The organism is Effusibacillus consociatus (assembly GCF_042652925.1).
Classification (GTDB): domain Bacteria; phylum Bacillota; class Bacilli; order Tumebacillales; family Effusibacillaceae; genus Effusibacillus; species Effusibacillus consociatus.
In genome coordinates, this window is the sequence record NZ_JBHSHC010000064.1 from 1 (window position 1) to 26,607 (window position 26,607).

The 26,607-nt window shown below is 48.2% G+C and carries 30 protein-coding genes and 1 pseudogene; 8 read left to right on the top strand and 23 right to left on the bottom strand.

The window, feature by feature from the left end; translation table 11 throughout:
- Positions 1-52: 52 nt before the first annotated feature.
- Together ACFO8Q_RS08805 and ACFO8Q_RS08810 are read right to left on the bottom strand one after the other, a co-directional pair.
- On the bottom strand, positions 53-238 hold the full coding sequence (locus tag ACFO8Q_RS08805) for a hypothetical protein (RefSeq protein ID WP_380025402.1): 186 nt from the start codon (positions 236-238) through the stop codon (positions 53-55).
- Between the two features lie 28 nt (positions 239-266).
- The gene (locus tag ACFO8Q_RS08810; RefSeq protein WP_380025403.1) at positions 267-893 is read right to left on the bottom strand and encodes a hypothetical protein; all 627 of its coding nucleotides are present in this window, start codon (positions 891-893) and stop codon (positions 267-269) included.
- Between the two features lie 307 nt (positions 894-1,200).
- On the opposite strand from ACFO8Q_RS08810, the gene ACFO8Q_RS08815 reads away from it, so the two are divergent.
- Positions 1,201-1,671, top strand: a complete 471-nt coding sequence (locus ACFO8Q_RS08815) for a CBO0543 family protein (RefSeq protein ID WP_380025404.1) — start codon at positions 1,201-1,203, stop codon at positions 1,669-1,671.
- Positions 1,672-1,678: 7 nt separating this feature from the next.
- On the opposite strand, the gene ACFO8Q_RS08820 is transcribed toward ACFO8Q_RS08815, so the two are convergent.
- The 7 genes from ACFO8Q_RS08820 to ACFO8Q_RS08850 form a co-directional block, all read right to left on the bottom strand.
- Positions 1,679-2,362 carry a Crp/Fnr family transcriptional regulator gene (locus ACFO8Q_RS08820; RefSeq protein WP_380025405.1) on the bottom strand — a complete coding sequence of 228 codons (684 nt, stop codon included), beginning with the start codon at positions 2,360-2,362 and terminating at the stop codon, positions 1,679-1,681.
- 121 nt (positions 2,363-2,483) lie between these two features.
- Entirely contained in the window at positions 2,484-4,007 is a 1,524-nt protein-coding gene (locus tag ACFO8Q_RS08825) for an amino acid permease (protein ID WP_380025406.1), read from the bottom strand.
- Between the two features lie 33 nt (positions 4,008-4,040).
- Positions 4,041-4,181 carry a hypothetical protein gene (locus ACFO8Q_RS08830; RefSeq protein WP_380025407.1) on the bottom strand — a complete coding sequence of 47 codons (141 nt, stop codon included), beginning with the start codon at positions 4,179-4,181 and terminating at the stop codon, positions 4,041-4,043.
- A gap of 174 nt (positions 4,182-4,355) precedes the next feature.
- A complete protein-coding gene (locus tag ACFO8Q_RS08835) occupies positions 4,356-5,123 on the bottom strand; it encodes an SDR family NAD(P)-dependent oxidoreductase (RefSeq protein WP_380025408.1) in 768 nt (255 codons plus the stop codon).
- 22 nt (positions 5,124-5,145) lie between these two features.
- Positions 5,146-6,534: a glutamine synthetase family protein gene (locus tag ACFO8Q_RS08840; RefSeq protein ID WP_380025409.1), complete on the bottom strand. Its 1,389-nt coding sequence runs from the start codon at positions 6,532-6,534 to the stop codon at positions 5,146-5,148.
- Positions 6,535-6,594: 60 nt separating this feature from the next.
- Positions 6,595-8,055 (bottom strand): NAD-dependent succinate-semialdehyde dehydrogenase, encoded by a 1,461-nt coding sequence (locus tag ACFO8Q_RS08845; protein ID WP_380025410.1) that lies wholly within the window; start codon positions 8,053-8,055, stop codon positions 6,595-6,597.
- Positions 8,042-8,806: a gamma-glutamyl-gamma-aminobutyrate hydrolase family protein gene (locus ACFO8Q_RS08850; RefSeq protein ID WP_380025411.1), complete on the bottom strand. Its 765-nt coding sequence runs from the start codon at positions 8,804-8,806 to the stop codon at positions 8,042-8,044. Before ACFO8Q_RS08850 ends, ACFO8Q_RS08845 begins: the two co-directional genes overlap by 14 nt.
- A 196-nt stretch (positions 8,807-9,002) precedes the next feature.
- Between ACFO8Q_RS08850 and ACFO8Q_RS08855 the strand changes: the two genes are divergently transcribed.
- Entirely contained in the window at positions 9,003-10,106 is a 1,104-nt protein-coding gene (locus tag ACFO8Q_RS08855; RefSeq protein WP_380025412.1) for a quinone-dependent dihydroorotate dehydrogenase, read from the top strand.
- 24 nt (positions 10,107-10,130) lie between these two features.
- Here ACFO8Q_RS08855 and ACFO8Q_RS08860 read toward each other — a convergent pair whose 3' ends face one another.
- Positions 10,131-11,123, bottom strand: a complete 993-nt coding sequence (locus ACFO8Q_RS08860) for a zinc-binding dehydrogenase (protein ID WP_380025413.1) — start codon at positions 11,121-11,123, stop codon at positions 10,131-10,133.
- Between the two features lie 90 nt (positions 11,124-11,213).
- On the opposite strand from ACFO8Q_RS08860, the gene ACFO8Q_RS08865 reads away from it, so the two are divergent.
- Positions 11,214-11,483 carry a hypothetical protein gene (locus ACFO8Q_RS08865; protein ID WP_380025414.1) on the top strand — a complete coding sequence of 90 codons (270 nt, stop codon included), beginning with the start codon at positions 11,214-11,216 and terminating at the stop codon, positions 11,481-11,483.
- Here the strand turns inward: ACFO8Q_RS08865 and ACFO8Q_RS08870 are convergent.
- The 3 genes and pseudogenes from ACFO8Q_RS08870 to ACFO8Q_RS08880 form a co-directional block, all read right to left on the bottom strand.
- Positions 11,480-12,394 (bottom strand): DMT family transporter, encoded by a 915-nt coding sequence (locus ACFO8Q_RS08870; RefSeq protein WP_380025431.1) that lies wholly within the window; start codon positions 12,392-12,394, stop codon positions 11,480-11,482. The two genes, ACFO8Q_RS08865 and ACFO8Q_RS08870, sit on opposite strands and share 4 nt — an antisense overlap.
- Before the next feature lie 5 nt (positions 12,395-12,399).
- Positions 12,400-12,741 (bottom strand): annotated as a pseudogene (locus tag ACFO8Q_RS08875) (PhzF family phenazine biosynthesis protein); the annotation flags it as partial.
- Positions 12,742-12,858: 117 nt separating this feature from the next.
- The gene (locus ACFO8Q_RS08880; RefSeq protein ID WP_380025415.1) at positions 12,859-13,356 is read right to left on the bottom strand and encodes a GrpB family protein; all 498 of its coding nucleotides are present in this window, start codon (positions 13,354-13,356) and stop codon (positions 12,859-12,861) included.
- A gap of 208 nt (positions 13,357-13,564) precedes the next feature.
- On the opposite strand from ACFO8Q_RS08880, the gene ACFO8Q_RS08885 reads away from it, so the two are divergent.
- The 3 genes from ACFO8Q_RS08885 to ACFO8Q_RS08895 are packed head-to-tail and all read left to right on the top strand — an operon-like array spanning position 13,565 to position 14,555.
- The gene (locus tag ACFO8Q_RS08885) at positions 13,565-13,726 is read left to right on the top strand and encodes a hypothetical protein (RefSeq protein WP_380025416.1); all 162 of its coding nucleotides are present in this window, start codon (positions 13,565-13,567) and stop codon (positions 13,724-13,726) included.
- Positions 13,727-13,743: 17 nt separating this feature from the next.
- Entirely contained in the window at positions 13,744-14,169 is a 426-nt protein-coding gene (locus tag ACFO8Q_RS08890; protein WP_380025417.1) for an SRPBCC family protein, read from the top strand.
- 2 nt (positions 14,170-14,171) lie between these two features.
- Entirely contained in the window at positions 14,172-14,555 is a 384-nt protein-coding gene (locus tag ACFO8Q_RS08895) for an ArsR/SmtB family transcription factor (RefSeq protein WP_380025418.1), read from the top strand.
- A gap of 39 nt (positions 14,556-14,594) precedes the next feature.
- Here ACFO8Q_RS08895 and ACFO8Q_RS08900 read toward each other — a convergent pair whose 3' ends face one another.
- The 10 genes from ACFO8Q_RS08900 to ACFO8Q_RS08945 form a co-directional block, all read right to left on the bottom strand.
- Positions 14,595-16,352 (bottom strand): ABC transporter ATP-binding protein, encoded by a 1,758-nt coding sequence (locus ACFO8Q_RS08900; protein WP_380025419.1) that lies wholly within the window; start codon positions 16,350-16,352, stop codon positions 14,595-14,597.
- Entirely contained in the window at positions 16,342-18,105 is a 1,764-nt protein-coding gene (locus ACFO8Q_RS08905; protein WP_380025420.1) for an ABC transporter transmembrane domain-containing protein, read from the bottom strand. The genes ACFO8Q_RS08900 and ACFO8Q_RS08905 overlap by 11 nt, the downstream gene beginning before the upstream one ends.
- Before the next feature lie 715 nt (positions 18,106-18,820).
- Positions 18,821-19,546, bottom strand: coding sequence for a fumarate reductase iron-sulfur subunit (locus ACFO8Q_RS08910; RefSeq protein ID WP_380025421.1), 726 nt, complete (start codon positions 19,544-19,546; stop codon positions 18,821-18,823).
- 32 nt (positions 19,547-19,578) lie between these two features.
- Positions 19,579-21,414: a fumarate reductase flavoprotein subunit gene (locus ACFO8Q_RS08915; protein WP_380025422.1), complete on the bottom strand. Its 1,836-nt coding sequence runs from the start codon at positions 21,412-21,414 to the stop codon at positions 19,579-19,581.
- Positions 21,411-22,043 (bottom strand): succinate dehydrogenase/fumarate reductase transmembrane subunit, encoded by a 633-nt coding sequence (locus tag ACFO8Q_RS08920; RefSeq protein ID WP_380025423.1) that lies wholly within the window; start codon positions 22,041-22,043, stop codon positions 21,411-21,413. The genes ACFO8Q_RS08915 and ACFO8Q_RS08920 overlap by 4 nt, the downstream gene beginning before the upstream one ends.
- Positions 22,044-22,060: 17 nt before the next feature.
- Complete coding sequence (locus ACFO8Q_RS08925) at positions 22,061-22,234, bottom strand: hypothetical protein (protein WP_380025424.1); 174 nt, start codon at positions 22,232-22,234, stop codon at positions 22,061-22,063.
- A 146-nt stretch (positions 22,235-22,380) separates the two neighbouring features.
- Positions 22,381-23,874, bottom strand: coding sequence for a sensor histidine kinase (locus ACFO8Q_RS08930; RefSeq protein WP_380025425.1), 1,494 nt, complete (start codon positions 23,872-23,874; stop codon positions 22,381-22,383).
- Positions 23,864-24,559: a response regulator transcription factor gene (locus ACFO8Q_RS08935; protein WP_380025426.1), complete on the bottom strand. Its 696-nt coding sequence runs from the start codon at positions 24,557-24,559 to the stop codon at positions 23,864-23,866. The genes ACFO8Q_RS08930 and ACFO8Q_RS08935 overlap by 11 nt, the downstream gene beginning before the upstream one ends.
- A gap of 30 nt (positions 24,560-24,589) precedes the next feature.
- Positions 24,590-25,237 carry a DedA family protein gene (locus ACFO8Q_RS08940; RefSeq protein ID WP_380025427.1) on the bottom strand — a complete coding sequence of 216 codons (648 nt, stop codon included), beginning with the start codon at positions 25,235-25,237 and terminating at the stop codon, positions 24,590-24,592.
- A 21-nt stretch (positions 25,238-25,258) separates the two neighbouring features.
- Positions 25,259-25,831 (bottom strand): class I SAM-dependent methyltransferase, encoded by a 573-nt coding sequence (locus ACFO8Q_RS08945; protein ID WP_380025428.1) that lies wholly within the window; start codon positions 25,829-25,831, stop codon positions 25,259-25,261.
- Positions 25,832-25,964: 133 nt separating this feature from the next.
- Here ACFO8Q_RS08945 and ACFO8Q_RS08950 point away from each other — a divergent pair, with 133 nt between their 5' ends.
- Complete coding sequence (locus ACFO8Q_RS08950) at positions 25,965-26,276, top strand: hypothetical protein (RefSeq protein ID WP_380025429.1); 312 nt, start codon at positions 25,965-25,967, stop codon at positions 26,274-26,276.
- A 39-nt stretch (positions 26,277-26,315) separates the two neighbouring features.
- Positions 26,316-26,540, top strand: coding sequence for a heavy-metal-associated domain-containing protein (locus tag ACFO8Q_RS08955; protein WP_380025430.1), 225 nt, complete (start codon positions 26,316-26,318; stop codon positions 26,538-26,540).
- Positions 26,541-26,607: the final 67 nt, after the last annotated feature.

A 26,607-nucleotide genomic window follows, 5' to 3' on the forward strand; every position in this document is an offset into this window, starting at 1 on the left:
ACTTAATCATAACGGAATTACCGTGGCTTTTGTGATATTTATGTGTTGCATTTCATTTTACAATGAACCTTTCCTTTTTATACTTCAACACGCCTTCTTTTGTATTTCCGATTTTTTCGTGCGCCATTATAGGCATAAACTTGGGCTTCTCTGCTTGTGCATCTTGAGTACTAATAGCGATACCAGTACCTAATCCACCGGCCAACACTGCTGCCAAGAGTACATTTTTATATTTCATAACAAAACATCTCCTTTTTTAATGTGATTTAAAGTTGAGGAGTGTAGGATCTTCTCAAGTGTTCGTCATAGTAGACGGTATTGAATTCGTAACCATCATTACGGCTTTCCGCCGAGGTGAAAGCGATTTGTACTTGAGAGTTATTAACGATTTTAAACCAAGATTGAAAGCGATAATCTGTTTCAGCTGCAATTTGATCACAGTATAAAGAAACTACTTCAGTTTCATCGTTATAACCATTTCCACCTGTTCCAAATACCGGCTCCGGATCATCATCAACATCGTAATAGGGATTTGGCAAAGTGGAATACAACTTTGTCACGTCTCCATTCATAGACGTATTGTAGTCATCCGTGATGGAGATATCAAACGTGTAATATTTAGCGCCATATGGGTCATTTTTATAGTTCTTAATCGCATTTACGGCAGATTGGTTGAACTTAAACCGAGTATGTGGTTGGAGGTAATGACCGTTCGTGGCATTATTCTCTTCAAAAAAAGACGTGTTACCCCAGTAGGGCGAATAACTTCCCGCAACCGAAGTCCAACCTAAGCTACTGCTCCAAACTCCAGCCGAAGCAAAGTTTGTTACCAAGACGCTACTAGCAACAACGAACCCGGCTACGACTTTTTTCAATCCTTTCTTTTTAATCATTGTTGGTGAGTCTCCTTTTCCATAAGTTTTCTTACAATACAACTGATTCTATTTAAGTATTATTTTCCCTGTTAAAAAATTCTAATTCACAAATTGTTCACATATAAATTAATATTAAATTTTAACTCGTTAAGTGTAACGTTGGCGTATCTTTTTTGAAGTGATAGAGCCCTTCATTTAAGTGTGAAGAGCCCAACTGCTCGAAAAGCAATGGGCTCTTTTTTGCTGTAATATTTTGGTTGTTGATTTCACCTTCCATCAATAGGAAAATAAATGGAAAAGCATTACCGAAAAATAGGTGATGAGTATGTTTTTTATTGTTAATTTTATGATTGTATGGCTTGCATGGATGCTGTTTGCCGATAAAAAACGTTGGAGAGAACTGCTTCCCGTAGGGATTTTGGGGTCAGCTTTAGGTTCGACGACAGACAACATAATGGAGCATTACAAACTATGGGAGTATCATGGCGGTGGACATCCTTTGATTCCTGCCTTAACGGATGATTGGGGCATTTTTTTAGTTATTCCATACTTATTTATTCAATGGTTACCGAAACAACAAACGTTTGGAAACCTGTTTGTATACTGGTTTATGTGGACCGGAATCACAACCGGGATCGAGTGGATTTACGTAACTACAAACCATATGCACTATCATAAGTGGTGGCATATAGGGTACTCATATCTTGCGGATTGGTTTTTGTTCTGCTTGTTTTATCAGTTTCACAAAAATCGGGAAGTTAAAGAAACTCGAACCTCCAAACAAACCTTATTGTAGCTATGCATCACTGACTCAGCTCTTTCTTTGCTTCATCCAGTCGGATTTGAATCGACATTCTGCCTGTTCGAATCAGATCCTGTTTGACCAGTTCATTCAGTACGACTGTCACGGATTCCCGGCTGGCGCCAATCATATTCGCCAACTCCTGATGGGACAGCACCAAATCGATTTTTGAAAAACCGTCCGCTTTCTCCACCCCAAACTGATCAGCCAATTTCACGAGCAAATGAAGGACGCGGTCCCGGATCCCCCCAAGCGCCAGCTGTTCCAGCATGGCTTCCCGTTCCAGCAGGCGCTCGCTCAACACCTTCAGAAGCTTGAGAGCCAATTGGGGTCGCTGAGTAAGAAAAGATTCAAATTCCTCTTTCGTCAAGGAACAAAGCAACGTTTCTTCCATCGTTTCAATATAAATTCCCTTTGTGCCCAGTGAAAATGTATCGATTTCCCCGAACACATTGCCTTCTCCCAAGATTCCTAATGTGAACTGTCTTCCTTCCGAGTTTATTTTATAAAGCCGGAGCTTTCCTTTCTTAATAAAGTACAGACCTTCCCGAAAAGTCGCCGGTGTTTGAATGAGGGTATGTTTTTGAATCGTCTTCATCGGTGCCATCCGTTCGATTTCCATCAGATCTTCCAAGGGCAAGGAATCGAACATGCTGATTTGCGACAGGTACCACAGTTTATTCATGAATGCACCCCTTTTTCCCCAATCATACGTAATTCGAGTGTACCTCATCCGTTAAATAGTTCACAAAACAAAACCACCCGAATGATTTGGGTGGCTGCCAATTGCAAAGCTTCCAAAAGAATTACGCTTCAAACTCGGCTTCCCGTTGTTTCAATTCCTGCTCTGTCGTATTCAGCGCGGCTTGCGGTCCCTGAAAATGATTTTTGTAGTATCCATAGTCCATCAGCAGCAACAATACAAACATCCCGATCAATGCATACAAAGCGTTCTGATTCGGCGGAATCACCATAACGACGGAGATAAAGACAATCCAGATCAGACTGATCACGTTGATCGGTTTGCTCCAGCTCCCCAGATTCCAAGGCCCCCGATGTTTAGGCAGAAAGACCCCCTTCGACTCAGACCGAAGCTTTAACCAAATCGGAACCCCGTATGCCACATACAATCCGACCACACTTACCGCTGTCAGGAAGGCGAGAGTGGTGTAACTCGTATCAGGATTGACCATTTTTAACAGGTAGTCGAATAACGCCAAAGCAAAGGAGAGCACCACCGACAACCAGATTGCTTTGGCCGGAGTCCGGTATTTTCGGCTGATTTCGGCCCAGTGGCTACTTAGCGGCATCCCTTTGTCGCGGGAAAAAGCATACATCATTCGGGAAAATGAAGTGATCGAGGACAGCCCGCAGAACCACATCGCAAGCGTCACCAACCAGAGAACAGCAGTCCCAAACGTTCCTCCCAGCGCCTCGCTAATCACATGGATAAATGCGTTGCTGGCCCCTGCCGCTGCAGCCGCATCCTGAATCGATAATGTGACAAAAGCCAGCATGAGAAAACCGAAAACGAAAGAGAACGCCACCGACGAAAAAATTCCCCAAGCGGCTCGCACCCTTGGATTCACCGTTTCTTCAATCGTGTGGGCCGAGGCGTCATACCCGGTAAATGTCCACTGCGCCTGCAGCAGACCGATCAGGAACGCGAGCGCGTAAGGTTTGTCGGAGAACGTTTGCCCTACTTGGAACAGATAATCGATCGGCTGGAGTCCGTTTTTTGTAAAAAAGGCCAGACTGACTACCAAAATAGCCACCACCGCGATATGATACCATGCTGAAAAATCATTCAGCCGCGCCACGATTCGGATCCCAATATGATTAAAAATGCCATGCAGCAATAAGATAATTCCAAACACAAGCAGGATCGTCGAATCTGTCGATGTGTATCCGAACGCCGCCGCCAGCAGTGGGTCGGCAAACAAAGCGCAGGAGTAATCAATCCCCGCCACAATTCCAATCTGACCGATCAAATTGATCCAGGCGGTGTACCATCCCCATCTTTTATTGCCAAGAACGGCTGCCCAGTGGTACAAAGCACCCGCTGTGGGAATTGCAGAAGCCAATTCTGCCATCGAAGCGGCAATAAGCAGGACAAACAATGCAACCAATGTCCATCCCAACCCCATCATTCCGGGTCCGCCATACGTCAGGCCGTGACCATACAGGGAGACCGCTCCGGTCAGGATGGAGATAATCGAAAATGAGATCGCAAAATTGGAGAATCCCCCCATGTCCCGCAACAGCTCTTGTGCATACCCGAAGCGATTCAAGTGTTTCTTGTCCTCCAAAGCTTGCTGCTGTTTCTCCATCACCCAAATCCTCCCTTCAAGGATCTTGATCCCTTACTTTTTCTCATTTTGAATGCCCACGAAACTCTCGTGCTGGGATTCATCAAATTTCCTTACACTTTCGTTCGCTTTGCGACCAATTCCGATCGCCAAGGCCAATGTGAATGCCAGGAGCAAAATCCCGATGGCTGTCATCCATCTCACCTCCCACACACATTAGTTTTCGAATACTCATCAGTCTGTTGTATTTTGGGTCCCCACGCTCAAGGCACGACGGGGTAACTTGTTACCCTAGCGTGACCTAGTACCCTTGCGGTGAAACGTAATCGGACTACGCTACAAAGCTTTGCATCACTTTCGTGGGATGTGTTAGAAGTAATTACACGTAATTCCCCCATCCACATTCAAAATCGCCCCATTCGTCCAATCCGACTCATCAGAAGCCAAGTAAATCGCGCAGTTCACGATGTCTTCCGGTTTTCCAAAGCGGCCGCTCGGCTGCCGGTTAAGGCGGATTCGCTTGGCCTCCTCGTCTTTCACCAACCAATCCAGTAACAGGGGCGTCTCAATCGGTCCGGGGCATATGGCGTTGCTGCGAATTCCTTGCGGCCGGAACTGAATCGCCAGTGAACGGGTAAGGGATACCACCGCCCCTTTCGATGCGGTATATGCATCCTGGGGCACGCTGCAGCCCATAAACGCTACAAATGAGGCGATATTGATGATTGACCCTTTCTGTTGGCGCAGCATCTCGGGTATTACATATTTGCACATCAGGAAAATCCCTTTTACGTTTACATTCATAACTAGATCCCACACCTCAACCGGAGTGTCGATCACAGAATGATCTTCGGCTGGCATGATTCCGGCATTATTGTACAGAACGTCGATCCTGCCGAATAGCTCGATTGTCCGCTCTACTGCCTGCTTCACGCTTTGTTCGTTCGCAACGTTACAGGCGAACAATTCCGCAATCCCGCCTGCCTCACGAACTTGTTTGACCGTGTTCAGCCCCGCTTCCTCATTCAACTCGAAGACCGCTACTTGGGCGCCTTCTCTTGCAAACATGAGCGCTGCCGTCTGTCCCATCCCACCTCCGGCTCCGGTAATGATGCAGACTTTATCTTTTAACCGCACGATCCCGCCCCCTTGCAGATTTTCATCCTTGCTCAAAGTACCTTTCCCGCTCCCACGAGGTCACTACTGAATCAAACGTTTGCTGCTCCACACGCGCCGCATTGTAATAGTGGTCGGTCACCAGCCCTCCCAATACAGCACGCACTACACGGCTTTCCTTCCACAGATCCATTGCTTCGTACAGCGAGCGGGGTACACGGGGGACTCCCTTCGCGATATACGCGTTCCCCTTGAATTCGGCGGGCAGCGGAGTCTTGTACTTGATCCCCTGAAGCCCCGCCCCGATCATTGCGGAATAGGCCAGATACGGATTGATATCCGCTCCCGGAATCCGGCATTCAATCCGCAAACTCTTCCCGGCACCTACGATTCGAAAGCCGGATGTCCGGTTGTCATGGCTCCACACGACCGATACAGGTGCCCAGCTTTCCGATGCATATCTCTTGTAGGAATTCACATTGGGCGCCACGAAAAGGGAAAAGTCCCGCATATACGCCAACAACCCGGCAAGAAAATGTTCCATCAACTCGGACATTTGATACTGCGTACCGTTCGGATCGAAGAAAAGGTTGGTTTCCTGCTCCAGATCCCACATGCTGATGTGCAGATGGCCGCTCGATCCGGTCCACTGATGATGCGGTTTCGCCATAAAAGTAACCGCATATCCGTTTTGCAGACAGATTTCTTTCGTTCCGTGCTTGAAGAATACGTGCCGATCCGCAGAGGTTAGAGGATCCCCATAGAGCATGTTGATCTCATGCTGTCCTGAATAGGCCTCCCCTTTTGAGGATTCGATTGGAATTCCCGCTTCGGTCATGGAGTTGCGGATTTTTCGATAAATCGGTTCGTTCCGTGTGCCCTGCAGCAGGTTATAGTCCTCGTTGTAATGCCCGGCGGTTTGCATGGCCGAATATCCGCAGCTATGAATTTCTTCGTACGATTGCTTGAACAAATAGAATTCAAGCTCACTCGCCATTTGGAACCGGAAGCCTGATTCTTCCGCCTTTTTTAATTGATTCTTCAATATAGTTCGGGGGGCGATCGACACCAGTTGTCCCGTTTTCTCATCAACCGCGTCGGCAAGCACAAAGGCCGTTTTTTCAAGCCAAGGCACAACTCGTAAAGTGGACCAGTCAGGCTGAGCCAACCAGTCGCCATATCCGGTCTCCCAGTTCATCAGCGCATACCCGGAAGGAGTGGTCATGTCCATGTCAGTCCCCAGCAGGTACACGCAAAAATGGGTCCCCTTGGTCAGCCCGTTTCTCAGACAGTAGTCACCGGTCAAGCGCTTCCCCATCAACCGGCCCTGCATGTCGCAAATCGCGACGATCACAGTATCAATGTCCCCATCCCGAATCGCCGAATCGAGCTGGTCTTTCGCAATTAGACCCGCGTACTTTTTATCCCCCATGCAGCTTCCTCCCCCAAGATGGGCCCACGAAAGAGGACCCGAATAATATTCTGGGATTCATCAATCCAAAGTTAGGGCCACATACTTGTATTCCAGATACTCTTCTAAACCGTGGTGACCCCCTTCCCGCCCCGTTCCGCTCTCTTTGATGCCGCCAAAAGGGGCTTGAGGTACGCTCAGCGATGTGCCGTTCACCGCTACCATCCCAAACTCCAATCCCTCGCTCATGCGAAACACCCGCCCCACATCGCGGGTAAAAACATATGCGGCTAGTCCGTAGGGTGTGGCATTCGAATAAGACAGCACTTCTTCCTCAGTCGCAAACGACAAAATAGGCGCCACGGGCCCAAAGATCTCTTCGTGTGCTATGGCCATTTGTCGTGTAACACGATCGAGCACCGTAGGCGCGTAGAAGGTACCGTCTTGAAATTGGCCCGCTTCCAGCCGATGGCCCCCGGTCAGCACGCGCGCTCCTTTTTCCACCGCTTCGGCTACCAAAGCTTCCACCTTCTGACGGGCAGCTTCGTCGATCAGCGGCCCGACCTGCACTCCGGGCACAGTACCGTTTCCAACTTTCAATTGTTGCACGCGCTCTGCGATCTTTTTGCTTAACTGCTCTAAAATCTCAATGTGCGCATAGATCGCATTAATGCCGTTGCACACTTGGCCGCAATTCTCAAACTTGTTGTCTATGATCGCGTCCACAGCCTTCTCGAGATCCGCATCGGGGAATACGATCACCGGGGCATTCCCTCCAAGCTCCAGCGACAACCGTTTGACCTGATCCGCCGCTTGCCGCATCAGTTTCTTCCCGACTTCCGTTGAACCGGTAAACGAAATTTTGCGAATCCTCGGATCAGTCAGCAGGGTATCACCAATTGCAGCAGCATCCCCTGTTACGAGATTGGCTGTTCCCTCCGGAATCCCGGTGTCCATTAAATGTTGAAACAGGGCAATCGCAATCTGTGGGGTTTGTTTGGCGGGCTTTAAGACCACCGTACAGCCCGCAGCAAGGGCGGGGGCCGCTTTTCGGGTCACCATCGCTGCAGGGAAATTCCAAGGGGTAATCAATCCTGCTACCCCCACCGGTTGTCGCATCACGAGAATCCGTTGAGCGGTCCGGGAAGGAGGGATTAACTCCCCATAGGCACGCTTTCCTTCTTCGGCATACCAACGAATAAAATCGGCTGCTCCAGCAATCTCACCCATCGATTCTGCAAAGGGTTTGCCCTGCTCCAGAGTTAACAAATGGGCCAGTTCTTGCTGATGAAGCAGAATCCGGTCAGCCCAATCCTGCAAGTAGTGAGCGCGTTCTTTTGCGGGTAACTTGGACCATTTCGGAAAAGCGCGCGCGGCCGCCTCAATCGCTTGTGTTGTTTCTGCTTCTCCTCCCTTCGGCACCCAGCCAATCACCTCTCCGGTCGCGGGATTCCGAACTTCAAACGAGTTGGCCGATTTTACCTTTTGCCCGTCAATCCACATGAAATTCCAGGGTGCTTTATGTACGTTATCCAATTGCACTTCCCCCCTTTTGAATCGTATCGATCAGCCACTGAAAAGGGATGAATCCCGATTCCAACTGTACGGCCATCATCTCGGGATGCCATTGAATCGCCAGCAGTTCGGGGTAGTCCGGATGAACAAGCGCTTCTACAATCCCGTCTTCCGCCACTGCGGCGATCGTTAATCCTTTCCCCACCTCCTTCACCGCTTGATGGTGATAGCTGTTCGTCTCAATCGTCTTTGCTTGGTAGAGTTCTTGTAAAACTGGAGCGATTAAATCAACGTGATGTGCGTTGTACCACCGTGGAGCCCGAGAAAATTGATGGGTCAAAACCTTGTCCGAATAGTCTGATACATCAAGGTATAACGATCCCCCGAAGTAGACGTTGATAAGCTGCATCCCCCGACAGACTGCAAGCAGGGGTTTTCGCTGACGAAGCGCTTCTTCGATCAGAGCCAGTTCAAACCGATCCCGCTCCGGGGCGACAGTCCAACATCTCATATCAGGGTGAGAGCCGTATAGGATCGGGTCAATATCTTCGCCCCCGCTCAGAATCAGGCCGTCCAACACTTGCAGAATATCTCCGGCAGAGGAAAGCTCCCCTACGGGAATTCCCAGTGGAATCCCCCCGACTTGTCTTACCGTATTGATATAATCGTGACCGACCACGCTAAAGCCCTGTCCCGGAACGCCGCGAAAGGAACCGCCATACCCTTCCTCTCCCCGTACATGATACCCGGTGATCCCAATGATCGGAGTCCGCTTCACGCCGCCACTTCCTTTCCTATCTTGCTATCATTCATACGTGGACAATATTCCGGACATTCCTGCAAAAACAAATAAAGCCCCGGAACTTGGTCGGGGACAATCACTTGTCAACAACAGGTGAGATTTGATATTTTATATAAATTAGGGCATTAATTTGGCTCTAAGACGGAAGTCATACGGCTAGGAGTGGAAATGGATGTATCCGTTTATAAAGAAGTTTCTCTTTACGCTAGACGCGGAGGCTGCCCATGAACGCACCATGTCCGCATTGAAACTGGCTGACAACGTTGCAGGGGCAAAAGCTTTTTTACGCTTGATGTATCGGTTGGAGGATAGCCGTTTACATAGTACTGTAATGGGGATTCATTTCCCGAATCCGGTGGGACTTGCCGCTGGCTTTGACAAAAATGCCGAAGCGTACCCTGCGCTGGCCGCTCTCGGATTTGGTTTTATCGAGGTAGGAACCCTCACTCCGGTAGGCCAACCGGGAAACGAAAAGCCTCGTTTGTTTCGGTCGGTAGAAGATCAGGCGGTTATCAACCGGATGGGATTTAATAACCTTGGCGCGGCGGAAGCGGCAAAACATCTTGCTCACTATCAGCAAGCCGGGATTCCGATCGGGATCAACATCGGCAAAAATAAAGCAACGCCGAATGAAGAAGCGGCGAGTGATTACGAGAAATGCTTGGATGCACTTTACGATTTTGGCCATTATTTCGTTATCAATGTCAGCTCCCCGAATACTCCGAATCTGCGGGATCTGCAAGAAACGGAAAGCTTGCGCAAGCTGTTGCAAGCCATCCGCAAGAAAGCGAATGATCTTGAAAAGAATGGGGCAAAAGCAAAACCGATTCTGCTAAAGGTAGCTCCCGATATGTCGCAACAACATATGCGGGATGTCGTACAAGCAGCTGTTGCGGAAGGCATTTCCGGCATTATCGCCACCAACACCACCCTGTCGAGAGAAGGACTGCGCAACAAAGCTTTTGCACAGCAGACCGGCGGTTTAAGCGGGCGTCCGCTTGCGGAGCGTTCAACTGAGTGGATTCGGGAAATTTATCGTGCCGTTGGTGGACAAGTCCCCATCATTGGAGTGGGCGGAATTTTTACGGGTGATGATGCTTATGAAAAAATTCGTGCGGGAGCAAGCCTGGTGCAAGTCTACACAGGCATGATTTATGAAGGGCCCGGTATTGTCAAGGCAATCAATAAGCGCTTGCTCGAACTGATGCAGCGGGACGGATTTACGAATATTCAACAGGTTGTGGGGACGGATCACCAGGCAGCAAAAAACAGCTGATGTAGGAAATCAGCTGTTTTTGTTTTATCCGATTAAAAACCCGATTTTCCCGAACTGACCTGCTTGCCCTATCCGGTTGAAAGCTTGTTGAAATTGATGGAGTGGGTACATTTGATCCAGAACAGGTTTAATTTGATGTGTTTGGATAAACTGAAGCATTTCTTTATACTCTTCAGCGCTTCCCATCGTCGTTCCGAGAAGATTATATTGTCCATAGAAAAACTGGCGAAGATTGAGCTCCACAATATCTCCTGCAGATGCTCCAAACGTGACCACGGTACCGCCAGGGCGCAGCTGATCGATCGACTTCTTAAACGTAGCAGCTCCCACGCTTTCAATCACGAGATCCACTTTTTCCCCGCCAAGTGCCTGATTCCAATCTTCATTGCTGTCAATCGCTTTGTCAGCACCAAGTTCAACAGCTCTCTTACATTTATCTTCCGAACGGGAAGTAACATACACCGTCGCTTCGGCCGCTTTTGCAAATTGCAATAAAAACGTCGCTACACCGCTTCCGATTCCCGGAATGAGCACCTTCATCCCTGACCGTACACGCGCTCTTGTAAACAATGCCCGGTAAGCAGTGAGTGCCGCCAGTGAAAATACACCTGCTTCTTCCCATGTTAAATACTGAGGTTTCGGCACAACATTGTCAGCTGGCACGACAACCTGTTCCGCAAACGTTCCATGACCGGGGTGACCAAGAATTTCAAAACCTTGGGGTGGTGCATCGCTTTTTTCCTTCCATCCAAGTCCCGGATTAATCACCACTTCATCCCCGATTCGGACGTTCATTACACCTTGGCCAACAGCATCGATTACGCCGGCACCGTCCGAACCGATGATTAACGGCCGATCGGTTGGTTTATGGCGATCAAGGACAAATAAATCTCGATGATTTAAGCCTGCCGTTTTTAGTTTCACCCTTACCTCTCCCGCTCTTGGCTGTATGTCTGCCATCTCTCGGCAAGAGATTCCGTCAAAACCTGTTTTCTCAGCGTGAACAAGTGCTTTCATCCAATCACTCCTATTTTAGATTGAGAATTTTTTACGATGTAAGGAGAAGATACTCTCGAAATAATTTGTTCATGGAAAGGATTGATTTCAATGGGATCTTATAATGGCGATTTTCTTTCGGGAGAAATTGATCCGGATCGTAAAGAATTCACCATCACGATGATTAGAAATACTTCTGCTTATTCCGTCTGGAACAAAGAACAACTACACGAAATGTATGACGAGCTTGCCAAATTTAAAAATAGTGGAGAAGACTCTTTGATTATAACCTCAGGCACGCTTCCCATACTATTAAATCGTAACGAAATTGAAAAATTACATGAAGATCTGAGAGCGGTTATAGCACAGACCGATTCTTAACATACTTCTTTTTTCCGCATCACTTTACGGTATAGTTCTTCAAAGGCACCTGAACTTAGCATGACGGCAACTAATATAAGCAAGAATCCAAAGATCTGTGACAATGTGATTGTTTCTCCTAAAAAGATCATGGAACCTATCAGTGCAAACAACGGATTTAAGTTAGTGAAAATGGATGCTTCTGCAGCGCCAACCTGTCCAATGGCGTAGTTGTAAAACATGTGTCCGATAGCCGTAGCAATAATGGCAGAGGCAAAAAAGACCATCCATAATGGAATTGAGTTATTGATCATACTATGAAGTCCGCCAGGTTCCATGAACAGACTCAACACAAATAAAAAACCGGATCCCAGTACCAGCATGTATCCGGTCATCATTCGAGGATCCATGGTCTTCGCCCATTTGTTGATTAAAATAAAGCTCACCGCTTGAGATAAAATAGAAAGAAATACGTACACATCCCCGATCGATACGCCTCCGATCCCACCGTTATCAAGAACGACGAAGGAAACACCGGCAAATCCCAGAACGATTCCTAAAATCCCTGTCATTGTCGCTTTGATGCCTAGAAAGAGAATGGCTAATATGGTGGTCAAAAGTGGGGCCAATCCTAAAATAAGACCACCATTGGAGGCGGAGGTTTGGCTTAATCCCACCGATAAAAAATAATGATGCAGCACTACATTGAATATGGACCCGTAAAATACATATTTGATTTCCTGTTTTGTCAGCCTGCGAATCTTCTTTAAAAAAAGAAGAATGACAATCACGCTAACTCCAGCTGTAAAAATACGAAATGCGGTAATGGTGACTGGCATGAAATGCTCCACTAATGCCTTTGTCGCAATAACATTAAATCCCCAAGTGATCATGACGCAAAACAAAATCAGGTGAATCTGGTTCTTTTTCAAATTCTTCACTTCTTCCTGTCTTTATAACCCCTTCTACCCGCCTTATAAACTGAGGGTCCCGGAAATCGTCGGGACAGCCGAACCTCCAACCCGGATAACAGGTCTCCAAGCTCCGGTTGTGCCGCATCAATTGCAGCCCTGCTTTTCACCGGAACTAACAAGTGCCAATTACCGGTATTGCCCAACCGAACAGGATAGCGATCATCAAGTGCGGACTCAGGAATGCCCACTGAACGGGCAACATCATGAACATCAACGTCGATATCTTGAACTTGAGGCGGAAGCTGTGTCATAACCACCGCTTTCAGTCTGTCATCTTCCAGCGACCATTCGACAGGCACCAGACCCTTATTACACTCCCCTTACTGCTTATTTCCTTTCTCTGTACTCACAATAACCTAATTCTTTCCCATGGAAAAATACAAAAAAGGAATAGAAATATAACCGTTTGTTATATCAACGAGCTATAATTGCAGATATTCGGGAGTTGTCATCAACCGTTTAAAGAACTTGTTTTTTTCAGTTCTATATTCATCCATGTCTTTGCCGTGAAACCGCTTTTTGAGTTCATCATACTCCTGTCGGTAGGTCTCGTTAGCCAATAATACATTCCGTAATTTCCAAAAGAAGTCATACTCTGAGCCGATCACAGACAATTGAACACCTAACGGAGGGTCAAGAGTATCGTCCTTGAACGCCCTGAACGAATCAGTTGATACACTGCCTTCATTCGGTGAATACAGACTCGAAAGAACTTGTATGGCGATCGAAAATACTTCCGGCAGCACTCGAACTTGAATGTCTACATCACCCTTTGTCAAACTGCCGGGAACCGCTGTGCTTCCAACATGTTGAATATCCGCGTTCGGAAGCCGCTCCTCGATTCGCCTTTTTTGTTCCTCAAAGAGTCTTTCAGCCTTGTGCCGAAAATCTCCAACGTTTGAAAAATGCACAATCTCCATGGAGAATCCTCCTCAAAGGAATCATGATATAACCAGAGGTTACACCATCCTTTCAGACTGCATGGTTGACAGGAAACCAAATGGTGTCATAAAATCGAATACGAAACCGAATGGTTTCGCAATAATGAAAGGAATATCGGGAGATAAATATGATTTTATTCTACTTTTTGTAAACAATGCTCAAGAAGTGGGTGAATGGGTCCCGAGAGTGATTCCGACCTTAAACGAAGATGCAATATTCTGGATTGCTTACCCGAAACAAAGTTCGAAAGTCAAAACGGATATTAACCGCGATATTTTGGCTACGATGGTGCAAAATAAAACGCCGTACAGATCTGTCAGTAATGTAGCTGTTGATGATATCAAATAGAATTTGGAGGTAAGACAATGGACAACAAAACCCAAAGTACACTCCCGGACATCCGTCAAACGTTGGTATTCAATGCCCCGATTAACAAAGTATGGGATGCAGTCGCTACAGCGGAAGGTCTCGCCGCATGGTTCATGCCGAATGATTTTCAGCCTGTAGCCGGCCATGAGTTTCACTTAAATGCGGGTCCTTTCGGCATGTCACCCTGCAAAGTTACAGAAATTGATCCCCCCAACCGTCTTTCTTTCAATTGGGGGAAAGATTGGTCCGTTACTTTCGAATTGAAGGATGTTGACGGCAAAACAGAGTTTACGCTTATTCATTCCGGCTGGGATCCCAACAAAGTTACGGAATTCGGGCAAACTCACAAGGTTGTGCGCGACCGGATGGATCACGGCTGGGCAGGGCTTGTTAAGTCTCTGGGCGAGTATGTCGAGGCTTGACAATGGCCGCTTCATTGCCTAAACATGACGTTTTTCAGGCCATTGCCGATCCTACCCGGCGTGAGCTGCTGAGATTGCTTGTTGATCAGGAGATGCCTGTCACCGTCATCAGCGGACACTTTCCGATGAGTCGGACGGCCGTTGCCAAACATCTGCGTATTTTGGCGGATGCTGGACTCGTTAAAGAAAGGAAAGTCGGCCGGGAGACCCGATACCGGCTTGAGCCGGAACCACTGCTCGAATTGAAACGATGGCTCGCTTATTACGAACGATTCTGGGAGAATAAGATGGCCGAACTCAAACGTTACATCGAGTCCGACCAAACGGAGGGTGCCAGCGGCATTGCCCCGTTGGAAGTGGTCGAACGAAAGATAACGGAAGAATAGCTATATGGACAAGAGAGGTGCTCAGTGCTGCCTCTCTTGTCATTTTGAGCCCTTTTTCACCTCCCTAACGTTCACAGCCCCCTGCTGCAGCAGATACATCTTGTAATACAACCCTTCCTTCGCAAGCAGTTCCTGATGCGTCCCTCTCTCAACGATCTCACCCCGATGAAGCACCAGAATAAGATCCGCGTCTTGAATCGTCGAAAGCCGGTGAGCAATCGCAATGGTAGTCCGTCCCTTCCGCATGTTCTCGAGAGCAGTCTGGATCGCTTCTTCCGTTTCCGTATCCACATTGGCCGTCGCTTCATCCAACACCAGGATCTTAGGCTGCAGCGCCATCGTCCGGGCGAAGGATACCAACTGCCTTTGTCCGCTTGAAAAAGTGGCCCCCCGCTCCCCAACCGGTTCGTGATATCCATGCGGAAGCTTTTCAATAAACGAGTCCGCCTGCACGAATTTCGCCGCTTCGACAATCTCCTCATCGGAGATCGATTGATTGTGAAGGCGGATGTTCTGCTTCACATCCCCCACGAACAGGAACGAATCCTGCAGCACAAGCCCGATTTTCTTGCGCAGTTCTTCTTCCGAATAAGTCTGCAAAGGCGCTCCGTCAATCGTAATCTCCCCTCTCTCCACCGGATAAAAACGCATGAGGAGGTTAATGATTGAACTTTTCCCGCTACCGGTATGCCCGACGAGCGCCACGGTCTGTCCGGGCTTTGCCGTGAACGTAATATTTTTCAGCACATCCCCTCTCCCATCGTAGGAGAAGCTCACATTCTTAAACTCGAGCAAGCCCCGTTCAATCTTGGGATTGTCAGTTCCCTGCTGAGCAGGGGCAAGACGGTCCTCATCCATCAATTTAAAAACCCGCTCGGCCGACACGAGCGCTTGCTGCATCTGCGACAGCCGCATCATCATCATGTTCACCGGCTCGAAGAATCGCTCCAGATAGTTGATGAACGCATAGAGAACCCCGATTTTCACGGCACTGTTCGGTTGAATTCCAAAGAAATAAAGGACGAGAATCAACGTAACCACATAAATCAGATCCACCGCCGGCCGCAATAACAAACCGTTTAATTTGATATTTTGCAGCCCCGCTTGATAGTGCTCACGGTTGATCTTTCCGTATTCTTCACGCAAGCGTTTCTCCTGCCCCATGGCCTGAATGATGTTCATGCCCTGCAGGGATTCATTCAATTTCGCATTGAGTTGACTTAGCTTTGAACGCAGAACGCGGTATACCTTGGAACTGTAATAACGATACGTCTGCATTAAAGCCAGGATCAACGGAAGCAGAACCAAACAATACATGGCTAATCGGACGTCCAGCAGAAACATCGCTGCAAACACCCCGATCAGAAACACGATGTTCTGCACAAACGTGGACAGCACGCTGACAAACAGATCCTTCACCGCTTCCGTATCGTTCGTGATCCGCGAAACTAGTGACCCAACCGGTGTTGTATCGAAAAACTCCAATCCCAGATGCTGTACCTTCCCAAACACATCCATACGCAATTGCTGAATAATCTTCAACGCAATTTTGTGAAAGGAGACAAGCTGCATGTAGGTGAGTCCGGCGGATAAACCAAGTAAAACCAGATAGCTGCCCCCAAGGAGGATCAGTTCCTGTTTCTCAAAACTGCGAGGCGTGAGATGTTCGTCAATAAAGATCTGAATCAGTTTAGGCCCCGTCAAATCAGCTGCTGTTGCGCATAACAGCAGCAGAAAGGCTGCTAGCAATTGCTTCCTATGCGGGATCAGATATCGAAAAAGCCGCTTACCTACCATTTGCCACACCCCCTTGTTCTACGAGAGATTCCAGTTGTTGCCGCTGGTACATCGCCGCATACCATCCATCCATCCGCATGAGCTCTTCATGCGTTCCCCGTTCCATGATTTTCCCTTCATCCAGGACTATGATCAGATTCGCATGTTCCACCGCACTCAGGCGATGAGCGGAAATCAACGTAGTCTTCCCCAGCCGGTTGATCCGAAACGCATCCAAAATCGCTTTCTCCGTACGGGCATCCACCGCCGATAAGGAATCATCGAGAATCAAAATCTCAGGATTCATCAAAAGCGCCCGCGCAATCGAGATGCGCTGTTTCTGTCCGCCTGACAATGTAACCCCGCGCTCGCCGACAATCGTTCCATACCCATCTTCAAACCGCAAAATATCCTGATGGATCGAGGCCAATTTTGCCGCCTGCTGAATCTCTTCCATCGCTGCGTCCGGTTTCCCGAATGCGATATTCTCCGCTACCGTTGCCGAAAACAGAAAATGGTCCTGCGGCACATACCCGATCGCAGTGCGCAATGCCTGCAATTCATACGAGTAGATGGACTTTCCGCCAATTGTGATATCTCCGTCTTTGCAATCAAATTCACGCAGCAGCAGCCGGAGCAGAGTGGTCTTACCGCTTCCGGTCTTTCCTACAATCCCAAGCGTTTGTCCCTGCCGAATCAGGACATGCAGATCCTGCAGTGCGGGAGTCACCTTTCCTGAATACGCAAAAGAATCGATCTTAAACTCCACATCCCCGCTCGGCACCTCTTTTGCAGCCCCTTCTTTGTTCGACACTTCCGAACGGATATGCAGCAAGGCATTGACACGGTCATAGGAAGCGCGCCCCCGCTCGACAATGTTGAAAAGCCATCCGAACGCCAGCATCGGCCAAATCAACCGGCCCAGATACATCCCAAATTGGGTCAGCTCTCCAAGGGACATTTCGTTGTTCACTACAAAGATCGCACCAGCGGAGATGGCCAGGAAAAACGATACGCCGACAATGATCTGAATCGTCGGGTCGAACAGGGATTCAATTTTGGCAACCGCAATATTTTTCTGCACAACGTCAGAGGATAATTCCTTGAATGATTCCTTCTCCGCTTCCTCCTGGCCGAAAGCTTTGACCACGCGGACACCCGAGATATTTTCCTGCACCTTGTCATTCAGATCGGAAAAAGCCTCCTGTGCTTTGTGAAAACGCTCATGCAGCAGAGTTCCGTAGCGGCTTGTCGCCCATGCCATGACAGGCATAGGAATCAGAGCAATCAAGGTCAATTCCCAACTGATGAATACGGCCATCGAAAAAATGACCAGGCTCCCCAAGGTAATCGAATCTACCAATGTGAGTACGCCTTCACCCGCCGTCATCTCAATCGCTTGAATGTCATTGGTCGAATGGGCCATCAAGTCGCCCGTTCGGCGTTGATGATAGAACTGCGGCGACATTTTCGTAAAATGTTCGTACAACCGGTTTCTCAGCAATTGCCCGAGCCGAACCGCAGCCCCAAAAATCAAAATTCGCCACAGATAGCGAAGACCGTAAATCACTACTCCTGACAAGAGAAGCAGAGAGAGCCATTTTATCAAATCGCTCTTTGTCAGCGTCCCTTGGGAGATACCATCCACCACAAGCCGAACGGCATACGGCGGAGCTAATTCCAGAAGCGCTACCAGTACCAGAATCACGATTCCGATGCCGTAACTCCTCTTTTCCATTTTGAAAAACCATAACAAATCCCGAAAAACGCTCATGGCTGTTGCCCCCTCCCAATAAAAAGAAGCCACAAGACAATTCCTATGGCTTCTAAAAACTGTAAATGCCTTGAGGCACAAAAAAACCATAGGTGCAAAAACAGCACCTACGGTGATCACGGTAAGATGAAAGCTAGAATCCGTTCTCCCAAGAAGGCTGTTCTGCGTCAATTTGTATAGGTAGTAAAGTAAAAATAGCAAGTACTATTAAGTTACGCATGACGCACACCTCCTTACTTGGAATTATTATACATTTCACTATAACCTACGACTCGGACTGTGTAAAGCATTTTATAAGAGTTCTACCTTCGAAAATGTGGTATAATTTTCCTAGGACATGAATTGCGGTGGATTTGACCACGGCGCAGCTTCCCGTGAAAGGGGGTGAGGCCGATGGTCACGCTCGGCACGCTCTACCTGTTTCTAAAAATCGTAGCGGCCTTACTAAGCACCATGCTTAGTGGATGGAAGCTTTATCGGTTTTGGAAGCGTAAGCGTAACAAGCGAAAACCCACCGCGTAAGGTTGGCGCCTAACGGTGGGTTCGCTTGGATGTAACATCTTTGCGCGCCGTGGGTGTCCACAGCTTTCTTGTCCTAAGAGCTTTGCCGTAGCAGCGGCAAGGCTCTATTTAGTATATGTCGCCAGCTGAATCGTTTATAACTCATCTTCATAGCCATTTTATCATATTGCGTGCTTTAAGGTCAAAGTTCCCCTTATCTCCTGAATCCAGCCACCGCCATCTTGCGGCGGACATAAGCGAGCTGTTCCTGGAGTGGAATATCCATCGGACAGTTGTCATCACAAGCCATTAATCCGACACATCCAAACACACCTTCATCGTTGCCGACAATCTCAAAATAGTCCTGATCGGTCCGTTCATCGCGAGGATCTACCATAAACCGGGCCACCCGGTTGAGTCCTGCGGCTCCAAGAAAATCAGGCCTGATATTTGCGGTCGCACAGCCTCCTATACAGCAACCGCACTCGATACAGCGATCCGCTTCGTAAATCTTCAGAGCCTGGTCGTTGGTCATCCGTTCCTCTCGCGCCTTCGGATCGAACTGCTTTTCCGTGTTGATCCATGCTTCCGTTTTCAGGTTCATCTCCCGGAACCAGGTCCCTGTATCCACGCTTAGATCGCCCAGCATTTTAAATACAGGCAAAGGCATGAGGGTAATGTCTGCAGGCAATTCCTTGGTTAGCGTTTTGCAGGCCAAGGTGGGCTTCCCATTGATAAGCATGCCGCATGAGCCGCAAATGGCAGCACGACAAACAAAGTCAAATTGCAGACTGGGATCCTGTTCCTCACGGATTTTATTTAACGCCACAAACAGGGTCATGCGTTCGTCTTCTTCCAATCGGAAGGTTTGCAGAAACGGTTTTATTTCAGGGGTGTCAGGATTGTAGCGCATGATATGAAGCGATAATTGTCGTCCCATTGTTCACTCTCCTCCGAACTGTTTTGTCCAACTCACTTGGACGCTGCACTTGCTCCTGCGTTCTGACTGCTTCCTTCCCCATATCCACGGTCCCCCGGGGGCAACTCGGTGCAATTTACATTTTCATATTCAAAAATCGGCTTGTCGGCCCCCTTCGGCCAGTACGCGAGTGTACGCTTCAACCAGTTGACATCGTCCCGTTTCGGAAAATCTTCCCGGTAATGGCTGCCGCGGCTTTCTTCCCGCGCCAAGGCTCCCGCCGCGATCAGATACGCGAGCTTCACCATCCCGGTAATTCGTAACGCAGCTGCCAACTCGGGATTTCCGCCCTGTCCGCTGCTTTGGAGACCGACACGCTGCGATCTTCGATACAGCTCATCGAGCTTCCGAACCGCTTTTTCCAGCGCCTCACCCGTCCTGAAGATCCCGACGTGCTCCATCAGGGTGTTTTCCATCTCGCGGCGGATCTGATACACATTTTCGTTGCCGCTGCTGCAGTTGACCAATTTTTGAATCCGGTCTTCTTGCTCCCCTACAAACTCTCGTATCCCTGTACTAGATACATTGAGAGTCGCTTCTTTGGTATACAGCGCAATTTGTTTCCCTACGATCATGCCGGCCACAATCGTCTCTGCCAGAGAGTTCCCGCCTAACCGGTTAAATCCGTGCAGATCCCAACAGGCGGCCTCGCCGACTGCGAATAACCCCTCCAAGCCATATGCCATGCCGTTGATGTTCGTTCGGACTCCACCCATACTATAGTGCTGGGTCGGGCGAACCGGAATCAGTTCATGGACAGGATCAATCCCGGCAAAGTTCCGGCAAATATTGGCGATCTCACGCAGATTTCTATTGATATGCTTTGCACCCAAGTGCCGGATATCCAACCAGAGATGGGGACCGTACGGACTTTCCACACCAAACCCTTTCCGGATATGCTGCGTCATTCTTCGGGATACCACGTCACGGGACGCCAGTTCTTTCTTGACCGGTTCATAGTCGGGCATGAATCGGTGGAGATTCTTGTCCAGCAGATACCCTCCGTCACCCCGGGCGCCTTCTGTTATCAGAATCCAGGTGGGTACAATTCCGGTCGGATGGAATTGAACGGCTTCCATATTGCCCAACGGCACTACTCCCGTTTCCAAGGAGATAGACATTCCTGTACCTTCGTTGATGATTGCGTTCGTAGAAGCCCCGTACAAGCGTCCGTACCCACCCGTGGCAATTACAGTTGATTTTGCAAGGTAGACACGCAGTTTCCCTGTCCTCAAACAGCGGGCGACCACTCCATTGCAGTGGGTGCCGTCATGAATGAGCGAAATCGCTTCCGTTCGATCATGCACCGTGATCCCGAGCTTGATCACCACACTGTCCATCGCGTATTGCAGACTGTGTCCTGTCCCGTCTGCCACGTAACAGGTTCGCCATTTCGCTGTTCCGCCAAAATTTCTGGCTGTGATAAGCCCCTCTTTTTCCGGATCGTCATAGATTTCAGATCCGTCAGGCAGCGTCTTTTTTCCCGCGACCACCCGGTTCCACGGCACTCCCCAATACGCCATTTGTCTCACGGCTATGGGAGCGGTTTCGGCGAACAGGCGGGCAACTTCCTGATCACATCCCCAGTCCGATCCTTTTACCGTGTCGGCAAAATGAACATCCGGATTGTCACCTGCCCCTTTGGCGCTATTGGCCAGCGAGGCCTGCATTCCCCCTTGCGCCGCAGTACTATGGGAACGGCGCGGCGGCACAAGACTGAGAATGATCACATTATGCCCATGCTCTGCCGCTTCAATAGCAGCCCGTTCCCCTGCTAACCCTGCTCCGACAACGAGCACGTCTGTTGTAAATATGTCGTAGGTGCTCATACCGCTCCCCCTAACATGTACAATGTTCCAATTGTTACAAGTCCGATCACAAGGAAGATCAGGGTGGCAATGCCAAATACCCGCTTCGCAGTCTGCCTCTTCATCCAGCCCCACTTGATTGCTGCCCGGTACATGCCCACACTCGCATGGTATTCACCTAATATCAGCAGCGACAGATAGAACCATAGAAACGGAGAGTGCATGCGGGCGGAACTTAATTTTGCGTCGATTCCCCCATATACCACAACAAACACATGGATCGTTGCCAAAATCAGAATCGCGGAACCCGACACCACTTGGAACAACCATGACCATGTGTCACCATGTTTGATCGTCTTTGCATGCTGCCAGACAATTTTTTGATCCTTCCACCGGCCAGGGATTCTCCTGAGCACAGTCCCGACATGGGCGATAAAAGCAATAATGATAAAGATCACGGCCGCATGAAGAAAATAAAAGTCTTCCAAAAAAGCGGCCAACCGGTTAAACACGGTTACCCCGAATAAAATCGATCCCACGAAAATCATATGGGTCCACAAAAATAACGCCAAACTCACTCCGCTGGCCAACTGAATGACGTCAGCCGCAAATTCCAATTTTGATGAAGTGGTTGTTTTCTGCAGTTCCATCTCATCCCCCCCAATCTTTAATCGCCAAGAGTCTTGTCCCCGGGTCGTCCATATTTCGGTCCATACTCCTTTCCGCATTTACTGCAAACCAGGCATGGAACTTGCAGCTCATAATCATCGTCTTTCCCGTGCAGATACTCGATTCGATACTCAACGTTCAATTGGGCCTTACAGCACTCCGAAATCCCCATTGAATTCCCTCCTCATCAAGTATCACGTCAATACTCCGACGATTTGATTACTAAAAGCCTATGATTCGCTCTCTCCCAAATATGAGTGGTAAATAAAATAAGCCCTCCACGTTGGAAATTACTCCAATCGCAGAAGACCAAGCCCCCTATTCATCTCTTTTAAATCGGATCAAAAATCTGGTTTCCCCCTCCTCGCTCTCTGCCCAAATCTTTCCCCCGTGCAGTTCCACAATGCTCTTGGCGATTGCCAATCCCAGTCCGGAACCGCCCCTTTCGGACGTTCTGGATTTATCCACCCGATAGAAGCGATCAAATAGGCGCGGCAGTTCTTCTTCGGGAATCGGATCCCCTTGATTGTGGACGGAGAGGAGGACGCTGTTCTCTTCTTCCACCGCTCGGATTTTGATTTCTCCCGGTTTTTCGCTGTACTTGATTGCGTTGGTCAGGAGATTCTCGAGAACTCTTGCCAATTTATCCGGATCCGCCCATAAATAGATTCGTTCGGTCGGAATTTCTTTCCAAAAACTCACATGATTTTCCTCGCCTGGCGGCACCAATTCCTCCGTCAGCTGTTCCAAAAGTTCATTCAGGCAAACTTTTTGCTTCCGCAGCGCAACCTCCTGATCGGTCAGTTTGGTGTATTCGAACAAATCTTCGATCAGCACTTTCAGCTTTTCGCTCTTCCCGTACACAATTTGAAAATAGTTTTCCATCTGCTCCGGATTCTCATATTTCTTGTCCATCAACAGTTTCAGATATCCGAGAATCGACGTGAGAGGAGTCCGCAAATCATGGGATACATTGGTAATCAGCTCGTTTTTGACTTTCTCCATCTTTCTTTCGTGCTCAATCTTCGCGTGGAGTTCTTCCGCCATTTGATTCACACTGTCTGCCAAAGACCCCAGTTCATCCTCACTTTTCTTGACAACCCGATAATCAAGATTGCCCTTTGAGATCACCAGCAGACCTTCCGCAAGTTCTTCAATGTATTTCATTTTCCTTCGGGTCAGAAACAGAAACAGGAAAATAAATGTGGCAACTCCGGTGATGATCGGGAACAGCCAAGCGTCCTGGCGGTACATGATCGTACCTTCCGGAGCCCCGCTGACTATCAGATAACCTTTCATATTCTCTAATTCGATTGGATAAAAACTGATAAATTCTCTCCGGGAGTTCTCATAGTAGCCCTCATTAATTCTAGTATCCATCGCATTGCGGATAATGCCGTGCAGATCGACTTGCGTTTCGGTTGCTTTCTCCGATTTATATTTCACTTTTCCATCCAGATCGACAATCAAAATTTTTAATTGACGAGGAGTCAGCTTCATAATCTCTTCGATACCCAGATTATTCGGATAATCCTGATTGATCTTATGAACAAGAAAACGAGCATCCCGATCGATTGAATCCCTTCCGACTGAATAATTAATATAGGCTGTCCTGTTGAATTTCCCAAAAACAGAGTCACTAATGCCACCAACAATAAATGCGGCTATAAAGCAGATTACAAAAGTGATCATTAATTGAAGACGAATATGTTGCCTGATTTTCTTTTGAATCAGTTGATAAACCGGATTTATCCACCGGTTAAAAAGACTTCTTATCCAGTTCGGAATGAGTCGCCTGAAGTTAAGTTTCAATTTTGTACCCCACTCCCCACACCGTTTTGATAAATCTCGGTTTTCTTGGATTCTCTTCGATCTTTTCCCGGATCTTCCGAATATGGACCACTACCGTGTTCTCCGAATTGTAGAATGGATCGTTCCAAACCCTTTCATAAATCCGCTCCACACTGAACACGATTCCTCTGTTTCGGGCCAACAGCTCCAAAATCGAAAATTCGGTAGGGGTGAGCTTCACATCCTTGCCCCCTACTGTAACTTCGTGAGTGGCAACGTTAATCACCAAATCATCAATCTCTAGTTCGTTCTCTTTTTGAGGAATGCGAGCATTGAGTTTCATGTACCGCCGGAGTTGGGATTTCACCCTTGCGATCAGCTCCAGAGGGTTAAACGGCTTCGTCATATAATCATCCGCACCGGAGGTCAACCCCATAATTTTGTCCATATCCTGAGCTTTTGCCGAAAGCATAATGATCGGCATATTTTGCTCCTGCCGGATTTTCATGCAGGCTTCAATTCCGTCCATCCGGGGCATCATCACATCGAGAATAATCAGGTGGACCGTATGATTTTGCAGAATCTCAAGGGCTTCCAAACCGTCACTTGCTTTGATCACATGGTAGCCTTCATTCTTTAGATAAATCTCAAGTAAATCCCGAATTTCTTTCTCATCGTCAATGATCAGTACCGTCTCTTTCTCCATGCTTGCACACCGTCTCCCCAACGAAAATCGCTATCTCTTAGTTCCATCCAACTCTATTATTGCAGATTTTGATCGTCTGCTTCTTTCCCGATTTTTCCTCAGCCAAAACAAGGTCAAAATCCTGGCTCCGACAAATACTGTAATAACCACTATATAAAATCCATACGAGTCGATCGTCCGGCCTATTTGCTCAAGATGCACGCCCGAATAACGGCCTGCAGTAAAAAACAGAAGTGTCCATACTAACCCTGTTGAATAGGAGAACAACGCATATCGCCAATAAGCCATTTTGGCAACACCCGCCACATAGGGAACTACATGTCGAACGATTGGGATAAAATAACTGATGCACAGGGTGAACGAACCATACCGATTGATCAGTTCCTGCGACTTGTCGATATACCTTGCGAGATTTTTCTTTTTCGCCAATCGATCCAAAATCGGAGCCCCGAGTACCCGCCCCCAAACAAACCCGAGCGTCAGCCCTGAAATCACACCCAGGTAGGTCACAAGAAAAGCCGGGAAGACATGTAATAAATTTAATGAAGTTACGAATCCTCCCGTCATGACCACCGCTTCATCCGGAATTGGCATTCCCACAATCCCTAGCCACAAGCAAAAGAATAACGCCCAGTACCCGTATTGGTTCACCCAATGGATGACGTCATTCACATCCATCCCCGATTCCTCCTTTCAGGTTCATGATTTGGTGCAGCAATAGACAAAGGCTGGCGGCAGGTTCAGCGGGACCACAGAAAAATGAATGTTCGGAAAGTACTTTTTTAATTCACTTTTCAACTGCGGGAAGTACTGGAAGGCGATAAACAATCCTCCCGGTTTTAATGACCGTACGACCTCGCTTAAAATCTTTTCCCGCAGGTCCGGGGAAAAATTGGCGAATGGCAGCCCCGACAAAATACAATCTACTTCCGGCAGCCCCAACTCCTGTAGGTCCGAAAAAAGATTTTCCGCATTCGAACGGAATACCAGATTGGGATAGAGGTTTTTCAATCGACCGCGCAGTTCCGGATCCTGCTCAAAGATGACCGCTTTGCAGCTTGGACGCTTCCTGTCCTGGATATAACGGGTAAAAACACCTGTTCCGGCGCCGAGTTCCACAACCGATTCAAGCTTTTCCCAATCGATGGGTTTGATCATGGCTTTCGCGAGGAAAGAGGAACTCGGTGTGATACTTCCGATGTCTTTCGGGGAATGCACGAATTTCATTAAAAAGGAGGCCCTGTCAGCCAGTGTGGAGGTTGCTTTGTACACTTTCCTCACCTCTCAGGATGGATTAAGGAAAGAGTAAGCAAAAATCCTTAACAAAAAGAAACGAAAAATCTTAAGAAATTATGAAGTTTGCTTATACTGGAAGTAGTACTGTAACAGAGAGCGGGGAGAGCATTTGAACAAGGAATTGGAACAGTCTTTATCTGCAGTTCTCCAGAATTGGCAGCGAATGCAAACGGAAACCGGAGAGGATTCCGAGGAAAATGCGGATCGGTTTGAATCGTCTTTTTATGAGTTTATCGATGTTCTTCGCGATTGGATCGATGGATTGGAGAAACGGCCGACTGGCCTGGAAGATGCTGCCGCTCTGCCTGAAATTCAACAGATCATGTCCCGACTTCCCGGGCCTTTGTCTCTTAACTTTGAAACGGAGCTCGAATTGATTCTTGAAAGAATCACGCGGGAAGAAGAAGAGAAGTATGACTGAAGTCCTGACTACTCATACTGAGAGTCAGGAGGTGTTCGCATGTCACTCGGACGTATTATGATCAGGAAATCTGCGCCCGAAGAAGTGCGCAGAGTTTCGACTTCACTGAACGCGCTGACTGGAGTCGACAGAGCGGTGATTGATCCTGTAGCCAATACCATTACGGTGGAATTTGATGACCAGGTGGTAAACTTGAACCAACTTCGTAAAACCGTTCAAGCGGCAGGGATTGATGTGCTGTCCGAATGGAAAGAACCCTTCTAATCGGGTAGGAGGCTACCCATTAATTGAGTAGCCGGCCTCCCACACCACCGTACGTACCGTTCGGTAT

What these genes read in the sequence shown, in the direction of transcription:
- ACFO8Q_RS08805 (WP_380025402.1), bottom strand. Translation starts at nt 238, where the DNA reads ATGAAATATAAAAATGTACTCTTGGCAGCAGTGTTGGCCGGTGGATTA.
- ACFO8Q_RS08810 (WP_380025403.1), bottom strand. Translation starts at nt 893, where the DNA reads ATGATTAAAAAGAAAGGATTGAAAAAAGTCGTAGCCGGGTTCGTTGTT.
- ACFO8Q_RS08815 (WP_380025404.1), top strand. Translation starts at nt 1,201, where the DNA reads ATGTTTTTTATTGTTAATTTTATGATTGTATGGCTTGCATGGATGCTG.
- ACFO8Q_RS08820 (WP_380025405.1), bottom strand. Translation starts at nt 2,362, where the DNA reads ATGAATAAACTGTGGTACCTGTCGCAAATCAGCATGTTCGATTCCTTG.
- ACFO8Q_RS08825 (WP_380025406.1), bottom strand. Translation starts at nt 4,007, where the DNA reads ATGGAGAAACAGCAGCAAGCTTTGGAGGACAAGAAACACTTGAATCGC.
- ACFO8Q_RS08830 (WP_380025407.1), bottom strand. Translation starts at nt 4,181, where the DNA reads ATGACAGCCATCGGGATTTTGCTCCTGGCATTCACATTGGCCTTGGCG.
- ACFO8Q_RS08840 (WP_380025409.1), bottom strand. Translation starts at nt 6,534, where the DNA reads ATGGGGGATAAAAAGTACGCGGGTCTAATTGCGAAAGACCAGCTCGAT.
- ACFO8Q_RS08855 (WP_380025412.1), top strand. Translation starts at nt 9,003, where the DNA reads ATGTATCCGTTTATAAAGAAGTTTCTCTTTACGCTAGACGCGGAGGCT.
- ACFO8Q_RS08860 (WP_380025413.1), bottom strand. Translation starts at nt 11,123, where the DNA reads ATGAAAGCACTTGTTCACGCTGAGAAAACAGGTTTTGACGGAATCTCT.
- ACFO8Q_RS08865 (WP_380025414.1), top strand. Translation starts at nt 11,214, where the DNA reads ATGGGATCTTATAATGGCGATTTTCTTTCGGGAGAAATTGATCCGGAT.
- ACFO8Q_RS08880 (WP_380025415.1), bottom strand. Translation starts at nt 13,356, where the DNA reads ATGGAGATTGTGCATTTTTCAAACGTTGGAGATTTTCGGCACAAGGCT.
- ACFO8Q_RS08890 (WP_380025417.1), top strand. Translation starts at nt 13,744, where the DNA reads ATGGACAACAAAACCCAAAGTACACTCCCGGACATCCGTCAAACGTTG.
- ACFO8Q_RS08895 (WP_380025418.1), top strand. Translation starts at nt 14,172, where the DNA reads ATGGCCGCTTCATTGCCTAAACATGACGTTTTTCAGGCCATTGCCGAT.
- ACFO8Q_RS08900 (WP_380025419.1), bottom strand. Translation starts at nt 16,352, where the DNA reads ATGGTAGGTAAGCGGCTTTTTCGATATCTGATCCCGCATAGGAAGCAA.
- ACFO8Q_RS08905 (WP_380025420.1), bottom strand. Translation starts at nt 18,105, where the DNA reads ATGAGCGTTTTTCGGGATTTGTTATGGTTTTTCAAAATGGAAAAGAGG.
- ACFO8Q_RS08910 (WP_380025421.1), bottom strand. Translation starts at nt 19,546, where the DNA reads ATGGGACGACAATTATCGCTTCATATCATGCGCTACAATCCTGACACC.
- ACFO8Q_RS08915 (WP_380025422.1), bottom strand. Translation starts at nt 21,414, where the DNA reads ATGAGCACCTACGACATATTTACAACAGACGTGCTCGTTGTCGGAGCA.
- ACFO8Q_RS08920 (WP_380025423.1), bottom strand. Translation starts at nt 22,043, where the DNA reads ATGGAACTGCAGAAAACAACCACTTCATCAAAATTGGAATTTGCGGCT.
- ACFO8Q_RS08925 (WP_380025424.1), bottom strand. Translation starts at nt 22,234, where the DNA reads ATGGGGATTTCGGAGTGCTGTAAGGCCCAATTGAACGTTGAGTATCGA.
- ACFO8Q_RS08935 (WP_380025426.1), bottom strand. Translation starts at nt 24,559, where the DNA reads ATGGAGAAAGAGACGGTACTGATCATTGACGATGAGAAAGAAATTCGG.
- ACFO8Q_RS08940 (WP_380025427.1), bottom strand. Translation starts at nt 25,237, where the DNA reads ATGGATGTGAATGACGTCATCCATTGGGTGAACCAATACGGGTACTGG.
- ACFO8Q_RS08955 (WP_380025430.1), top strand. Translation starts at nt 26,316, where the DNA reads ATGTCACTCGGACGTATTATGATCAGGAAATCTGCGCCCGAAGAAGTG.